Origin of the sequence: Sedimenticola selenatireducens DSM 17993 (assembly GCF_000428045.1) — a bacterium.
Taxonomy (GTDB): domain Bacteria; phylum Pseudomonadota; class Gammaproteobacteria; order Chromatiales; family Chromatiaceae; genus Sedimenticola; species Sedimenticola selenatireducens.
The window spans coordinates 160,675-175,311 of sequence record NZ_ATZE01000001.1 but is presented as its reverse complement, the minus strand read 5'-3'; the positions used below and the strand labels follow the sequence as shown (position 1 = coordinate 175,311).

At 56.5% G+C, this 14,637-nt stretch carries 15 protein-coding genes; 4 read left to right on the top strand and 11 right to left on the bottom strand.

Annotated elements, in window-relative coordinates; translation table 11 throughout:
* Window positions 1-11 precede the first annotated feature (11 nt).
* From A3GO_RS0100890 to pilL2, 8 genes are all read right to left on the bottom strand, one after another.
* On the bottom strand, window positions 12-569 hold the full coding sequence (locus A3GO_RS0100890; RefSeq protein WP_281179352.1) for a TetR/AcrR family transcriptional regulator: 558 nt from the start codon (window positions 567-569) through the stop codon (window positions 12-14).
* A gap of 370 nt (window positions 570-939) precedes the next feature.
* On the bottom strand, window positions 940-1,674 hold the full coding sequence (locus tag A3GO_RS0100885) for a TIGR03747 family integrating conjugative element membrane protein (protein WP_029131795.1): 735 nt from the start codon (window positions 1,672-1,674) through the stop codon (window positions 940-942).
* Window positions 1,667-3,766, bottom strand: a complete 2,100-nt coding sequence (gene traD / locus A3GO_RS21950) for a type IV conjugative transfer system coupling protein TraD (RefSeq protein ID WP_211245074.1) — start codon at window positions 3,764-3,766, stop codon at window positions 1,667-1,669. Before traD ends, A3GO_RS0100885 begins: the two co-directional genes overlap by 8 nt.
* Window positions 3,763-4,287, bottom strand: a complete 525-nt coding sequence (locus A3GO_RS0100875) for an integrating conjugative element protein (protein WP_051301695.1) — start codon at window positions 4,285-4,287, stop codon at window positions 3,763-3,765. Before A3GO_RS0100875 ends, traD begins: the two co-directional genes overlap by 4 nt.
* A 3-nt stretch (window positions 4,288-4,290) precedes the next feature.
* Window positions 4,291-4,839, bottom strand: coding sequence for a transglycosylase SLT domain-containing protein (locus tag A3GO_RS21945; protein WP_084609625.1), 549 nt, complete (start codon window positions 4,837-4,839; stop codon window positions 4,291-4,293).
* Between the two features lie 2 nt (window positions 4,840-4,841).
* The gene (locus tag A3GO_RS0100865) at window positions 4,842-5,633 is read right to left on the bottom strand and encodes a TIGR03759 family integrating conjugative element protein (RefSeq protein ID WP_051301694.1); all 792 of its coding nucleotides are present in this window, start codon (window positions 5,631-5,633) and stop codon (window positions 4,842-4,844) included.
* 255 nt (window positions 5,634-5,888) lie between these two features.
* Window positions 5,889-6,644, bottom strand: coding sequence for a hypothetical protein (locus A3GO_RS0100860; protein WP_029131792.1), 756 nt, complete (start codon window positions 6,642-6,644; stop codon window positions 5,889-5,891).
* Window positions 6,634-7,134: a PFGI-1 class ICE element type IV pilus protein PilL2 gene (gene pilL2, locus A3GO_RS21940; RefSeq protein ID WP_084609622.1), complete on the bottom strand. Its 501-nt coding sequence runs from the start codon at window positions 7,132-7,134 to the stop codon at window positions 6,634-6,636. Before pilL2 ends, A3GO_RS0100860 begins: the two co-directional genes overlap by 11 nt.
* 208 nt (window positions 7,135-7,342) lie before the next feature.
* On the opposite strand from pilL2, the gene A3GO_RS0100850 reads away from it, so the two are divergent.
* Entirely contained in the window at window positions 7,343-8,224 is an 882-nt protein-coding gene (locus tag A3GO_RS0100850; RefSeq protein ID WP_029131791.1) for a dienelactone hydrolase family protein, read from the top strand.
* A gap of 54 nt (window positions 8,225-8,278) precedes the next feature.
* Here A3GO_RS0100850 and A3GO_RS21935 read toward each other — a convergent pair whose 3' ends face one another.
* On the bottom strand, window positions 8,279-9,064 hold the full coding sequence (locus A3GO_RS21935; RefSeq protein WP_051301693.1) for a bifunctional DNA primase/polymerase: 786 nt from the start codon (window positions 9,062-9,064) through the stop codon (window positions 8,279-8,281).
* A gap of 263 nt (window positions 9,065-9,327) precedes the next feature.
* On the bottom strand, window positions 9,328-9,855 hold the full coding sequence (locus tag A3GO_RS21930) for a GNAT family N-acetyltransferase (protein ID WP_051301692.1): 528 nt from the start codon (window positions 9,853-9,855) through the stop codon (window positions 9,328-9,330).
* A gap of 222 nt (window positions 9,856-10,077) precedes the next feature.
* Here A3GO_RS21930 and A3GO_RS25600 point away from each other — a divergent pair, with 222 nt between their 5' ends.
* The gene (locus tag A3GO_RS25600) at window positions 10,078-10,476 is read left to right on the top strand and encodes a GFA family protein (RefSeq protein ID WP_084609620.1); all 399 of its coding nucleotides are present in this window, start codon (window positions 10,078-10,080) and stop codon (window positions 10,474-10,476) included.
* Window positions 10,477-10,619: 143 nt separating this feature from the next.
* Here the strand turns inward: A3GO_RS25600 and A3GO_RS0100835 are convergent, their stop codons facing one another.
* Window positions 10,620-11,486 carry a phage integrase N-terminal domain-containing protein gene (locus A3GO_RS0100835; RefSeq protein ID WP_029131790.1) on the bottom strand — a complete coding sequence of 289 codons (867 nt, stop codon included), beginning with the start codon at window positions 11,484-11,486 and terminating at the stop codon, window positions 10,620-10,622.
* A gap of 931 nt (window positions 11,487-12,417) precedes the next feature.
* Between A3GO_RS0100835 and dinB the strand changes: the two genes are divergently transcribed.
* Window positions 12,418-13,626, top strand: coding sequence for a DNA polymerase IV (gene dinB / locus A3GO_RS0100830; RefSeq protein WP_029131789.1), 1,209 nt, complete (start codon window positions 12,418-12,420; stop codon window positions 13,624-13,626).
* 296 nt (window positions 13,627-13,922) lie between these two features.
* Window positions 13,923-14,495 (top strand): hypothetical protein, encoded by a 573-nt coding sequence (locus A3GO_RS25075; RefSeq protein WP_051301691.1) that lies wholly within the window; start codon window positions 13,923-13,925, stop codon window positions 14,493-14,495.
* Window positions 14,496-14,637: the final 142 nt, after the last annotated feature.

Here is a 14,637-nt window from a genome sequence, read left to right as displayed (position 1 = left end):
GGCTGTATCTCTCAGGCTGTACCAAACGCTCGACTAAGGAGTTGGGTCACGTGTTTGGCCACCACCTTCGGGTCGTTGTGGCGTTTGGTGCCTCCCGGTAGAAATTGCCGCACTGGCGCTGTCTCGAAATGGAAAAGCACAAGCCCGGCCATAGAGATCGCCACCAGATGGGCATCACAGTCGGGTGCAAGATCTCTGGCTAGCTCCGTCATCGCCTGGAAAGGTTCCAGGAATGCTTGCTCGGCAAGAAGCTGGAGTCTGCTTTCGTCGCCATCCAACAGCTCACGCTGCAGCAGAGCGCGAAAGTCTGGGTCACTAGCCATGAGTCTGGTAAAGCTCGAAATGAATCGCTCGAGACGCTCTGTCGGGGTGCCCTTGCTCTGCAACGCCTCGGTGATCCCAACGGCCTTGTCCGAGAAAGCATGACCCATCGCGGCGAGATACAGGCTTTGTTTATCAGCATAGTGGTGATAAAGCGCCGCTTGCGTGATACCCACAGCGCCCGCAATGTCGCGCATGGATACACCTGCATAGCCTGCGTTCGCGAACTGGGGTATCGCTTTTTCCAAAATTATATCGGCTGTGCGTGAAGCAGCCTTTGAATGCTGTGTTCTCAATGCCAGTACCTTAACGAACGTTTAATAAGATATTAGCATCATCCTCGCCCTCTCGCGAGGATGGATTTCAAACACCACGAGCAACAGTGGACAACAGTTTTTGGATTGTGAGCACACATTCACCAGACCAGTCGGAATGTCTGCTCACAGCTTTCAGCTGTCAGTCGCCGATGGAATTCCGAATGGCTCTTCCTGGCCGATAGTACAGCTGAAATGCCAAGTAATTATAGCCCGGCCTCTAAGAAAAGGCCGTAATGCATGCAACCTAGGAGGTGCGAGTGAACAAACTTTTTTTGCATCTCTTTAATCGAAACTCGACCTGTCAGAGGTACTTCTTAAACGTACTCGCCGTAACCGCCACACTTAACGCAAACAACGCAGCAAACGGCAAAACAATAAAACTCGGGTGCAGACTGAACGGCAGCGCCAAATAGATCACCCAGGTAATCACCACCAGAGGCACCGCCGCCTTTTTTGCATAGTGGTAGACGAAGGAACTCTCCCGTCCCCCACCCCATCGACGCAGATCCCGCTGCACCAATCCATCGACCATGGCTACCAGGCTGAACAGTAGGAAAACCGGCATCGCCTGGGTGAGGATTGCCAGACGCACCGAAAACAGCTGTGTAACCTGCATCATTGCGATCACGAATTCCGCTGTCGGTTGGTAGATCTTGTGCAGGGTTGGTCTGAGTCCTTGCTCGTTTGCCGCCGGTGGTGGCGAGACCCAGCGGATGAAATCGACGAACCGGGTCATCTCGAATAGATAGTAGTAGGTGTTATCGGCAAATTGTTTGGCAAACTGTGCAGGGTCGGAGGTGACGACGCTGCGTTTGAAGTCGGATTCGAGATAGCTGATCTCCGTGGCGAGCATAGCGCGGCTGTGCTCGATGCCTTCGTCCGGCCACCAGAGCACCATACCGGCCCATTCGACGATGATCGAGAACAGCAGTGATAGCAGTATCCACTGAATAACCCTCGCCAGGGCCGTCAGGCTTTTTGCGATAAGCCCTTCCTGAACGACCCTTCTACGCGGATCGGAAACCGCTTCAGCCATCGGTGCTCTCCTCCTGGCTGTTAGAGGAATCGACATCCGCTACAGCTCCCCACCAGGGTTCCTGCACCCGGTACCATTGATCGTTGGTGATGTAGGTGCGTTCCATCTCTTTGGCGATCTCGGCCAGACTTTCGGGCATATCGCTGTCATCAACCGGCAGGGGCATCCGCAGTTTCCAGAGCTGACCACCCTCCAGCAGGGCGAAGGCTTGCCCCTTGGGCAGAGTGATCAGCTCTGCTGGTGTGAGCAGCGGAACTTCGGAGACACTGATGCGGTCCTCGTTACGGGATTTGAAATCGACACCGGAGCCCGGCTCCGATGAGTCATCCACCCCGGAGACACTCATCAAGGTAAAGACCTCGACTCTGGGCAGTTGCTCGGTGAGCATCTCGGCGGTGGCCATCTCCTTGACCCGCAGCATGATCAGTGTGTTGAAGTTACCAGCGACCTGTCCGGCCTTGGCCCGGTTGCCGATGCGTGCCTCCACGTCCGACCAAGTTTGCGTATAGGCAGTGACCTGAAAACCTGCACCACCCGCCTTGTTGAGTAGGGGGATGAACTCATCCCCGATCAGTTCGTTGAACTCATCGGCGTGCAGGGAGATGGTCGGCGGGGTGTTTTCAGTTTCACCCGGTACGCCATGTTTGTAGATGTGACCCGCCACGGAGACCAGATCGGCAAACATGGAATTGCCCACCGCACTTGCCACTGTGGTATCGGTCAGCGCATCCAGTCCGACATAGACGATCCCCTTCCGGCGGATGACCTCCATCCACTCGAAGATGGGCCGGGTATCCTCTTCATTGAGATAGTTCGGTGAGATGAGTTCAGCGATGTTGCCGGTGGTCAGTTTCTCCATCAGCGGCCCGACAGAACTGACGATCTTGTCGAAGTAGGTCTTATCGTATTTGAAGGCCGACATCAGACCGTCGAGCACCGGGTCGTAGTGGTCCTGCGCCTGGAGATGGCGCATCAGGGCGATGGCATCTCTGTTTCGACCCCGCAGTGCCGGTGTCAGATTGCGCTCATTAATGGATCCTGCAAGTGCTTCTACTTGCGCTTTCCAGTCTTCGGCTCCCTGCTGGTCCAGATGGTATCTCGCGTACTCCATAAACAGGGGTTCGATATCGTTGATGTAACGCCGGACCTGCTGATAGTCGGGCCGTCGCTTGAGCGCCACCAAGGCCCGGGCGATGATATTGACGAAGCGCCAGGCGAACTCTTTGAAGGCGGCCGAGTTGCCCTCGCTGGGGAGCTGGTTGGCAATGCGGGTCGCCACCTCGGTAATGCGGGAAAAGTTGCCGATGGCGTTGTAGCGGGCGGATACCTTGGGATACCCGAGATGGAACAGTGTGAACTCCTTGGCCCGTCCCGATCTTTTTGCTTCGGTGTAGATCCGCTTCAGCAGTCCAGCATCCCCTTTGGGGTCGAACACGATCACCACATCCCCGCGCCGAATGTCCTGGGTGATGAGCATCTCGGCCAAGCGCGTCTTGCCGACCCGGGTGGTGCCGAGCACCAGAGTGTGGCCCACCCGTTCACCGATATCCATCCAGACCGCCTGCTCATCGGGTTCCACAGCATGCAGTGCCGGCTTACCGCCGACCGCCGGCAGTGGCGCCAGGGGATTCCACCAGGCTCGCGTGCGTAACAGCTGAGCCAGCCACTGCAGTATCGGGGTCGACTCCCAGGTCACCTCCTTGCGGCGCGCCCATCGATGCAGCCGCCCTGGCTGCACGTAGTGCTGGACCTCCGGGCGGATCGTATCGCGCAGCCGTTGGGTATGCTGCTGGGTCCAGCGAAAGCCCTTGCCCAGGAACAACTTCCGTCGACTGAGTGGAATCTGGCTTGCCCGCAGCCGGTAGGTGGGCAGTTTGCACATATTGCGCTGATAGCGGATCACCCGCCAGGCTTGCCGTCCCCGGATAACCCCGAGCATCGTCAGCGCAGACGCTGCACCATAGGCCACACCCGGCGGCATCATCAAGGCCCAGGGGGCCGCCACGGCGATCGCCGCGGTGGCAAAGGCGACCCACATGGACCAGAGTTCGACCGGCGGGCGCAGAAGCGCCTCGATCGGATGGCGGCTCACTGCTCGATGCCGTGGGGGGTAATCAGTACGGGATAGTGCGAGAGGCCTAAGGCTTTAGCGATATCACTCCCCGATGCCGGCATCACGGATAATCCGGCTGCCAATTCGGCGATGGTTTGCAGATCATCCAGGGTGTCAGCCTGGATCAGCATGCCCACAGCACCGATCTCCTTGAGCCGGTCCCGGTGTTCCAGCAGCCACTGGCGGGACAAGTTGTCTGATCCAACCAGGAAGAACGGGCGAGCAAAGGGCCGATCATGGGTTTTCGGCTGGATCGGGCTCGGTGTCAGACCAGGTGAACGGATCGGCAACAAGGAGGCGAGATCCGCGGCACCCAGCTGCGGACGCTGGGTCACCTGCTTCTGGGGTATGGTGGTCTCCGTGGAATCAAAAGCATCGAGAAAAGGTGCGATCGGCTGGGTGTCGCCACTGTCATAGATGACCGTCAGGGCAGCGCCGGCCAGTGCGGGTATCAAACCAATGGTAAACCCAATTATTTTTAACCAGCTCGCCGTGTTCATCCCCTACCCTTCGCTATTGATCCGGTGCCAATGTAAAACCACCCGTTGACGGTAGCGGTCTGCCCGGCTCTCATTCGCCGGCGCGTGATAACATCCCACGCTGGACCACCAATCCTGACGGGTCTGGTAGCAAGCTCGCAGGATGGCCGCACCCACGCGCAGGTTGTGATAGGGATCGAGCGCCTGCCAGGTGTTGCCCAACTTGTCCTTGTGATACTTCCAGCTCACCTGCATCATGCCGATGTCGATTGATCGCCTACCTTCGCCGATCCAAGCCGTCAATGCCTGCCATGCCTCCAATCGGGAGTCAAAAAAGTAGCCCCGGCCGGCCAGGTTCAAGGTCCACGGCCAGGGCCGGTAATCACCTGCCGTTTTGATCAGTTTACCGCTCTCGGTGAGGGCTATGGCGTACAGCAAGGTATGTGGAATTCCCTGTGCTGTTGCGATAGCGCGGTATCCTGCCGGAACCGAAGCATTGCTCCAGCCAACACAGGGGAGAGCCAGTCCAACGAGTACCCATAACCAGGCCTGATGGCATCTCGGTCGGGCCATCGTCATAGCTCCGATGCCCGGAGCTGCGACAGATCCTCGCCCCGACGACGTAAGAGGTAGGGAACCTTTCCCTGCCCATTCGTCAGGCTGTCCAGGGCACCTCCGTCGTGATTCAGGGTAACCCGCCGGCTGCGCACCCACTCGGATTCGATCCGGTGGCTCGAAGCCCAGTCCCGCACTGCCGCATCATCACCCAGCGTTAATTCCGTGAGATAGATATCAATGCCTCTGACTTCGCCGATCCGCTGCAACAGTTTGTTTAAAAGCACATCGCAGACCGGACACGCAGGACGGGTGAAAAACAACAGGCGATCGCTGGATTGCAGCGCGCTCGTCTCCACTGACTTTCCTGGTAGCCGACCGATGTCGATCACTGGCTCATTGGGATAGAGATGTTTTACCGCTGCGTCGTAAGCACGTTGGAACGAGAGAATTCGGTCCACGTCCTCGCGCATGGCGCGCGCCCAGGCTTCCGCGTACTGCTGTCTTTCCACTTCATCTCGCGCGTGGATGCCAAGCACCTCGATGGGCGATATCGTCGACGGACTGATACTTCCGCGAATCCCTCGCATCAGCTGTTGGTAGCGACGCCATTCCGTCTCAGACAAATCCCAGAGTTGGGCGTGGGCCATATCTGTTTCTGATATGTCGTTCGCTGCTGTTGACGACCTTGTCTGGCCGGTCTCGTTTATCAGGAATTGGGAAAGATCGGCAGCAACTATGGGATACGATGCTACGAGGGCGAAAGCCAGAATCGCGGGTTTCATGTGACTACTCATCTGGACATTTGCCATCACAGTCACCTACCTGGCTCATTGTTTGACCGGGGTATGGCAGGGTCAGATCCCGGTATATGACGGTCCCGTTGGAAAGACAGCGGTTCGGGTCGACTTGGCTCGTTGTCTGTATCACTCGATGAGAATCTGCACCGTTTGCTTTGGTCGGGGTCATCGCGGATTGTGTATCATCACTTCCTTCATCTGCGGTGATCGATCCCAACGTATATCCCCCGAAAAGCAGTAGAACAGCGAGTACGATTTCCATGGGCGCTACCTCTGCAACAAAACAGAATGGGCCTGTCCGGCTGGCCCCTGAAGATCGACCTCTCCCTTGAGACGGTCGATGCGAGTGACTCTCCAGCCGGACTGCTGCTCACCGGCCGCCAGGAATGCCATGCGCCCGGATTGGGAGATGGCAACGTAGGTCACGTCATCCCATACATCGATAGCATCGATTTGAAAGGGTGGGGTTTTGACGGAACGGGGTTTGTGCCTGGCCGCTGGTTTGGGCTTGACGACTTTTGAAGCCCGGGCATCTTTAATGACCATATCCATCTGCGAGATGGCCTCACTGATCTGCCGGCCCAGTTCCAGGTTGGTTACTCTCTGGTCGGCAATCGTTGCCTTGATTGCCTGGATATCCTGAGACAAGTCGGAAATTTGATGCTTCAAATTTGAACTGCTGGTTTGCTGCGCTTCGACCACCTGCTCGATCTGACCGGATAGATACAGCAGCCTACGGTCGATAGACCCAATCTCATCCACCATCAGCGCGACCAGTGCGCCTTTTTCATTGGTCTCATCGTGAACCTCTGTATCGGGTACCGCTACCAGGGCTATGTCGGATGGGACTTCCTCCTGACGAATCACGAAAAACCAAAGTACGCTGATCGTGATGACCCCGAGCACGATTACAGCCAATGCGGCCTTGAAGGCCAGACGGTGCGTTGTTGGCTGCAGCCCGACATCTTCCGGAATCGCCTCGTCTAAAAAGGCCGGCTGTTCCGTTTGAGTTTCACTTTTCATCCCGAGCGACCTCCATTTCGATAGTGGTCTCAGTGGACTGGCCAGCGAACCGATCCGCCACACAACGCTCGAAAGTGACCAAACGGTGGACGGGATCTTGCACCAGGTTGAATGCCGGTCCTGCGAGTGTTTCCAGTGCGTCTCTCAGCGTCATTGGTCCCAGACTTCGATGGACAGTCGGGAGCGGTAACGCAAACAGCGCGATCGTGTCCGGCCCGACCGACCCGGCATCGGCCAGCCGATAACCGCTGCGTTGCAGGAGATACCGGACGGCTTCCCCCAGGGTCCGGATACGTTCCGGGAACCGGACAGTCATTGTCGTGGCCAGCAGATCGACTTGTGCCTCGGTCGGTAACGCGGCAATCACTGAATAGCGGCCGACCTGCGCATCATTTGCCTGAAGGTTCTGGCTGGTCAGTATGCAGAATCCGGCGATACAGATTGCGATGACCGTTGCCGAGGGCTTGGGATAAAAAACAGATCTCTTCATGATGAAAATGAACTCAGCAATCTTGGATGCCAGGCCGCATCATTACGGAGCAATTTCAATCAGGGAATGGAAAATCCATTCAGGGGTTCGCGTTGTTTTTTTAAGCAGGTATTATTTTCGGGAGTGTTCCGTAAAAATTTTCTAAGGCTCAAGCTAAGTCTTTATGCACGGGGGTATCATTGAACCTTGTCTTTTCTGAGGATAAATTGTGACCAAAATCGATATAGATGAAAAAATTTACGATTTGTACGATGAGTATTGCCACGGCTACCTGAGCAGACGTGATTTCCTGAGCCGTGCAAGCGCAATCACGGTCGCCGGCATCTCCGGCCTGGCGATGGCCCAGGCCCTGTTACCGCGTTATGCCGAGGCACAGACGATCTCCTTTACGGATGATCGTATCAAGGCAAACTACGTCGAGTACCCATCACCGGGTGGCACTTCAGGTGAGATGCGTGGTTATCTGGTACGGCCAACTGGAGAAGGCCCTTTTTCTTCGGTTATTGTCATTCACGAAAATCGCGGCTTGAATCCCTATATCGAAGACGTCGCCCGCCGATTCGCAGCAGAAGGATTTCTTGCGCTGGCGCCGGATGGGTTGTTTCCGGTTGGTGGTTACCCCGGAAATGATGACGATGGCCGCGCGCTTCAACGCAGCCTGAACCAGATGCAACTAAAAACGGATATGCTGAACAGCGCGCTGTTTTTGAAATCACATAAACTATCCAGTGGAAAACTTGGATCGGTTGGTTTTTGTTGGGGTGGCGGGACGACCAATTATCTTGCTGTAGAAATGGGCGTTAATCTTGCCGCCGCGGTCCCCTTCTACGGAGCCGCTCCGAAAAGTGAGGACGTGGCAAAAATTGAAGCACCTCTATTGATTCAGTCAGCTGAGGAGGATCCCAGGATCAACGCGATGTGGCCGGACTTTGAGGCGGCGCTGAAATCGAACCAGAAGTCATTTGTGCGCTATCTCTATCCCGGCACCCGCCACGGCTTTCATAACAACTCAACGCCAAGGTACAACGAAGCAGCAGCGCAGCTGGCCTGGGAGCGTACCGTGAAATTTTTTCGCGAAAAGTTAGCTTAAACTATGGCGCTTCTTAAACACAGGGGAGATTGACGCTTGCTCTGGGACCCAAGACTACTCAGCAGGTTCCGTGCCGCGGCGGGTGCCGCCATCCATACCCTGCTGATGAAGGCGCGTAATCGACGCAACAGTCCGCACGACCTCCTCTGGTTCCAGCGGAGGTCGGCAGCGTGTCGCATTCCAGGTGAGCAGGAGCTCTGTTGTAACTTCAGGATCGACACCCTGCCGCAACAGATGTCCGGCCAGGGAGGCGATGGTGTTGTTGCGCTCACCCTGCACGGCTCCTTTCCGCACCAGGTTACCCCAGTGCGAGAGCAGGTGTCCTCGATGGCTCTGCTCCTTTGTCGTCTCTCTGAGCCAATTCGGCAGGGGTGCCAGGCGGCAGGTATCGGGGGAGCGTTTCCACCGATAAGGTTCACCGTTGGCATGGACCGAGGGCGGTGCCACCACATAACCACCGTCACCATGCAGGTCAACACCCGGAGCGAAGCCAACCCGGTTATGCAGGATCTCCCCGGGGTGGTTAAAGTAGAGATGGCGCCCGCCCCCGCCTGTCCGGGCCTCGACTGTCTGAGTAATGGGCCCGTGCCTACGCACCAATTCCTGCAGCGCGGCATCCGCGCCGTGGCATGGATCGATATCCAACACCAGGAGACCGGAGACGACTCCGGTGACAATGGCGATGTTAGCGTCCGGCCAGTGTTGGAACCACTGGAAGACCTCTCCCGCGTCTGGGTGACGGTATTGGTAGACCTGCCAGCGGATCAGGGGTTGCTTGCCGCAGCACTCGATCGGAATGACCGACCAACCCAGGCGACCATAATCGAGCGCGGCCTTCATAAGGACGCCGGTGTATGATCCGCTGCTATGCCGTTTTCGCCACAATTGCTTTCGAGAAACCTCGTCTACTTGGCTTTGACCTCTTCTACTTTTCCAAAACTATCAAGGAAAATGCTAAGAATCCAGCAAGACCCCAAGTTCCTTCCAGTTAGCTGGCATTGAGGATGTGCCGCTCAAAACCCGCTGTTATTTGCCGTTGTTCAGCGTAACCGGACTCTATCAGCCAAGCAGGTAATGCATGGATCCGGCCGGGAGCCGACTCCTCAAGGAAGCCACAGGGCAGGTTTATGCCAAGGCGGGGGAACTGACAGCTTTCCCGCACAAGGTGTTACAGTGTCCCCCAAATATTGTGACTGCCATGCGTCATGCCATTCAGTTGGCAAGCTGAACGGTGGCTCAACTAAAGACTCCCGAATAAACCCGAGGCGCATATAGTATGCAGGGTCACCCAATACACACACGAGACTGACGTCTGCAACCTCCATTCGTCTCAAACCGGTGCGTACAATTGCACTCCCGATGCCTTGTTTTTTCCAATCTGGTGCCACAGCGAGTGGACCGAGAAGAACGACTTTAATGCTACTACCGACCACGCAGCACTGTGTGAAGATCGTATGTCCTACAATCTGCGCGGAAATCTTCCCGACGAGCGAAACGGTAATCACCGGATTCTGGAGCAGCGCTTGCACAAGCGGAACTAAATTCTCGTCTGGGAATGCTTCCAGGTATAGCGCCTCAATAGCAGCGGAATCAATTTGTGCGCTCTCGTAAACTTCGAGCTTCTCCAGCATTGTCGCATCCGGTCATAGTCAGCTGTTGGATCAAGATACACCGACCATTATTCATCCATACCTGAGTGGCTTCAATGTGTCATCTTCCGATCTGGCGACTCCACCCGATCCAAGCCAGCAACGCGTTTGAAGCGGTCGTTGCCATAGCTGCAACAATCGATGGCAGTTGGCCGGCCTGCGACAGTTCAGGCAGAATAACCACTCTATCTGGGAGAAACCGTGATGGCGATAACCGGCGAATGCTTCTGTGGCAAAGTGACTTATCGAATCAACGGGAAACTCCGAGATGCCCGATCTTGTCATTGCTCGCGGTGTCGAAAAGCTTTCAGTTCCCAGGCATCCGCTTACGCAGAAGTCGCGTCAGATGCATTCGAGTGGCTTACCGGTGAAAACTTGCTGACTACCTACGAGAGCCAAGACGGATATGGTCTGCAGTTCTGTAGCCGATGTGGCTCGACATTGTGCGGCATTTACGACGGCAAGATTCATGGAATTACCTTGGGGTGTGTAAACGGAGATCCAGAGATTGAAATAGGCATGCACATTTTCGTCGGATCCAAAGCCAAATGGGAAGTGGTACCCGAAGGCGTGATTCAATTTGATAAAGGGCCACCTACATAGATAGAACCAGTCGGCATCCGCAACAGTGGAGGAAACCAGACGTGCAGGCGCGGATTATTCTGAGAAAATCCGGTGAGATAAAGTGGGCGATTAAAACTGGCTGATCTTCCAAAGCACACCTTGTGCGGGGCTTTTCAAACAACTTACTTTCCTAAATACAGACTTAGCACTTGCTCTCTGCCATGACCGAGTTCGAGACTGATAAGGCATCGCACCTGGTAATCACATTCTTTCTGCACCGGACTCAGTTGCTTTGATGTCGGCCCACCCGCGGCTGGCGATAACCAACCAGTCAGCTCCTCATACCGCCGCTGCGCATAGTCGTGCCGCAGCCCATGCATCCGGGATAATCCAGCATTGGCAGTCAGGCGTTCGTAAACGCGCAGCTGTTGCACGTAACTTCTATCCGCGGGGATCAGAGATCCGCTCCCGACCTGTTTCCGTATCTGGTCGAGCAGGTCGCGCTGAGCATCGGTGCGAACCGGGATCGTCCGGCTCCTCCCTCCCTTGGTCCAGGAAGACTTGAGGCGGATGTGATCTCCTTGGTCCGCAAACCCAGGCTGGAACTTGATCGCCTCCTCCCGGCGCAGGCCGAAGGCTTGTTGTAGCTGCAGACTCATGCGGATTTGCGGATCCGGTATCTTTTCCAGGTCCGAGTTGTTCAATGTTTTCGCTTTCGAAGCGTTGGTCACGAACTGCCGGTTGGAAATGCCATAGTGGTCGTTCGATCGCGCCACCACATTCTGCTTGTCCACTTTCTGAGCCCACCAGCGCAGCACCGCCATCCGATTCTTGATCGTGCCGGTGGAGAGTTCCTGCTCCAGCCACTGCTTTATCAGCGCTTCGACATGTTTCTGCTTCAGGGAGCTGGCGTTCATCCCGTGAAAACCCAGCGCGTGCAGCTGATTCGCGATGAGCATCAGATGATGCGCCCGCTTGGCCTGGGTGCTGTAGCTGCCATCCCGGTTCTGGCGGCAGAGTTGTTTGAGTTGGTAGTTCAGGTTTCTCAAAGTGTAATCTCTATCTGGTAAGTGTTTATGACCATCCAGCAGCCGTAGCTGACTGAATCCGCTGATGCGAAACGGCCTTGGGACACCACTCCCGTACGACCTGAACATGCCTGGTCTCAGGCAACACTGGTTTATCCCTGATGGGTAAAGGCCCAGTGCGGACCCAACGTGCCCGGATTCGGACGTTCTTGGACGGTGGTTACACCTCCTTTTTTGAATGAGCGGAAGAGATTTCCGCGGTGGATGAAAAATGAGCGTCAACTTTCATCGCCAATGGCGATAGTCTGATGGCTCGTCGAGTGGATGGCAGGCTGGCGCCTGCAATAAAATCAGATCGAACGATCTGTCTGGGCTGGAAGATGGATCAACGGCTGAAAGCCGTTGCGCTTCGAATGATCCGGTTAAGCGCTATTGCCACTGATACACGTAGTGGCCACGGATGAATTTATCGAATTTTGCTGTTCTGAGGGCGAGTATAAGAACAGATAATCCCGCCGTCACCCCGAAATTCCGCCGCAAACCCGCGCCGTTAATGGGATCGCCGCCCTCGTCACTACCCCACTTCGTTCACTAGTGACGATGGCGGCTTCGCTCGGGACGAGCGGTTCGCCAGGCACAGGCCTGTCATACCGCTCGCATATTGAAGACGGAATCGGCCTTCGGTACACATCGACCTGACCACAAACCCCACAGGCGCCGCTGAAGCGGCCCCGCCCTTGGCTGCGCGAGCTTTCGGGCTCGCTTCACCGTGACGGACAGGGCCTGTGGATTTTGTGGACAGCTCGAAGGCCGGATGGGTCGGTGCTGAATGCCTCTGCCGCTGTGTTCTGCAGGCATTATTGATAGCATGCGCAGTGACGACAAACTGCGGGCTGGATAATGTGGATTGCAACGGTCAGAAATCTGCCGGCTTTATAAAGGGCCAGCGTCGGTGACGCACTCGCACAGGGCGCAACGCTGGGTCGGACATGCCGATCTCGATGCATTCTATGCCAGCGTCGAGCAGCGTGACTGCCCCGACTACCGTGACCGTCCGGTGGTGGTCGGTGCCCTCCCCGGCCACCGCGGCGTGGTGGCCGCGGCGAACTACCGGGCGCGGGTGTTCGGCATCCGCTCGGCCATGCCCATTGCTGAGGCCTACCGCCGCTGTCCGGATGCGGTCTATCTGCGTCCCGACATGGCCAAATACCTTCGGGTCTCCCGTGAGATTTTTCAGATCCTGGAAAGCATCACGCCGGTCATCGAACCTGTCTCGGTCGATGAGGCCTATCTGGATCTGACGGGTCTGGAGAAGCTCATCGGGTCACCGGAGACCATCGGGACCGAGATCAAGCGCCGCATCCTGGAGACGACCGGACTCACCGTATCGGTAGGCATAGGCCCAAATCGGCTGATCGCTAAACTGGGATCCGAACACCGAAAACCCGATGGGCTGACGGTGGTCTACCCGGACGAAATCCTGGAGTTCCTGGCAACCATGCCGGTAGCCAACCTGCGAGGCCTGGGCCGTCAGACCCAGAAGATCTTCGCACACCTTGGGATCAGGACCGTGGCACAGTTGCGCGCTTTCCCGCTTCGAATCCTTGAAGAACACATTGGGAAGAAGAGTGTAGTCTTCAAGCAACAGGCTTTGGGGATCGCTTCAGCTGAGGTGGTACCCGGTCAAGAGCGCAAAAGCATCTCCAAAGAGACCACCTTCGAGGAAGACGTGCGGGAGCAGGAGATCCTGCACGATGCCTTGCATAACCTGGCTGCCGAAGTCGCCGCGACTGCGCGCAGAGAGCAGCTTTCCGGTTCGGTGGTGACGCTGAAGATCCGCTTCACCGGTTTCGAGACCCATACCCGTCAGCACAAGCCCCCCGTCCCGACGCACGACGAACGGGTAATCCTGCGGGAGGCTTGGGCACTTTTTCTCAATGGCAACCTGCCGCGCACGCCGGTGCGGCTCATCGGGGTCGGTATCAGCGGCTGGCAACAGATCGAGTCCGAGCCGGTGCAGGCCGACCTCTTCGACAAGCCTCGGCAAAGTGAAAAGGACAACCGTATTTTGGAGACCCTCGATCGGGTAACCGATCGGTTTGGAAAGGGAATGTTGCAGTTGGGGTGCGCGGCGAAGCGTGATAAGCATGATCCTCGGTGAAGTGGTGGATCCCATCGAATCAGGTCACGAGTCGCTGCCTTATCCGATACTTTGTAGATTCCCGGCCATTATAAAGATCAAACCATGACAGAAAAACGCAGACACGAGATGGGCGCAGGCGGCAAATGCATCTGCCCCAAGTGCGCAGCAAGTGTTGCCCACGAGCATGGATTGCCCTGCCAGGAGTTACGCTGCCCGAGTTGCGGGGCCAAGATGCTGCGCGAGGGTTCGCCCCATTACGATCTGTGGAAAATGAAACGTGACGAAAAAAAAGGGAAGTTGAGATCGATTGCCCGATGCGCAAGAAAATGACGGCCATGTGGCCTTTTAACAGACCAAAAAAGGACCTGAGGAGCGGTCGCCTGGTATTTCTCATCGAATGCCTGCTGAACCAGAATGCCAGAGACCTGGGGGCAGCGGAAAATCCAGCGGTTACGCGGGAGGTGATGGACCTGCTGGCAGACAATGGGATCGGCATGGTGCAGATTCCCTGTCCGGAGATAGCCTGCCTCGGTTTCGAACGCCGGCGCCCGGCTGGCCAGTCGATTCGCCAGGCTCTCGGAGCCCCGGGCCCCGCAAACTGCTGCCGAAAACTCGCTGCGGCCACTGCTGACCGGATTAAAAGTGATCTCGATCAGGGATTCGAGGTTCTGGCTATCCTGGGCGGCAACGAAGAGAGCCCAGGATGCGCCGTGCACATCACGGGAGCCGGGGAAACAGAGCTGGCTGCCCGGTCGGGAGTTTTTATGCTGGCGTTGGCAGCGGAGCTGGAGCGCCGTGATCTCCAAATACAATTCCGCAGGATGCGCGATGCCAACGCTAAATTATTGAACGAGGACATTAATTGGCTGCGCGACCGGCTTTCCTGATGCCGTACAGAAAGCGGATTGGTGGACTTCGCCGTGGGACTGGATAAGCAGCTTCATGCAAGCCATTCCCTGCCAAGGCATCAACTCCCACACCGACAGCCAGCTCGTAGAGCGCGAAATCTTGTCGAGCGTCAGGTTGTAG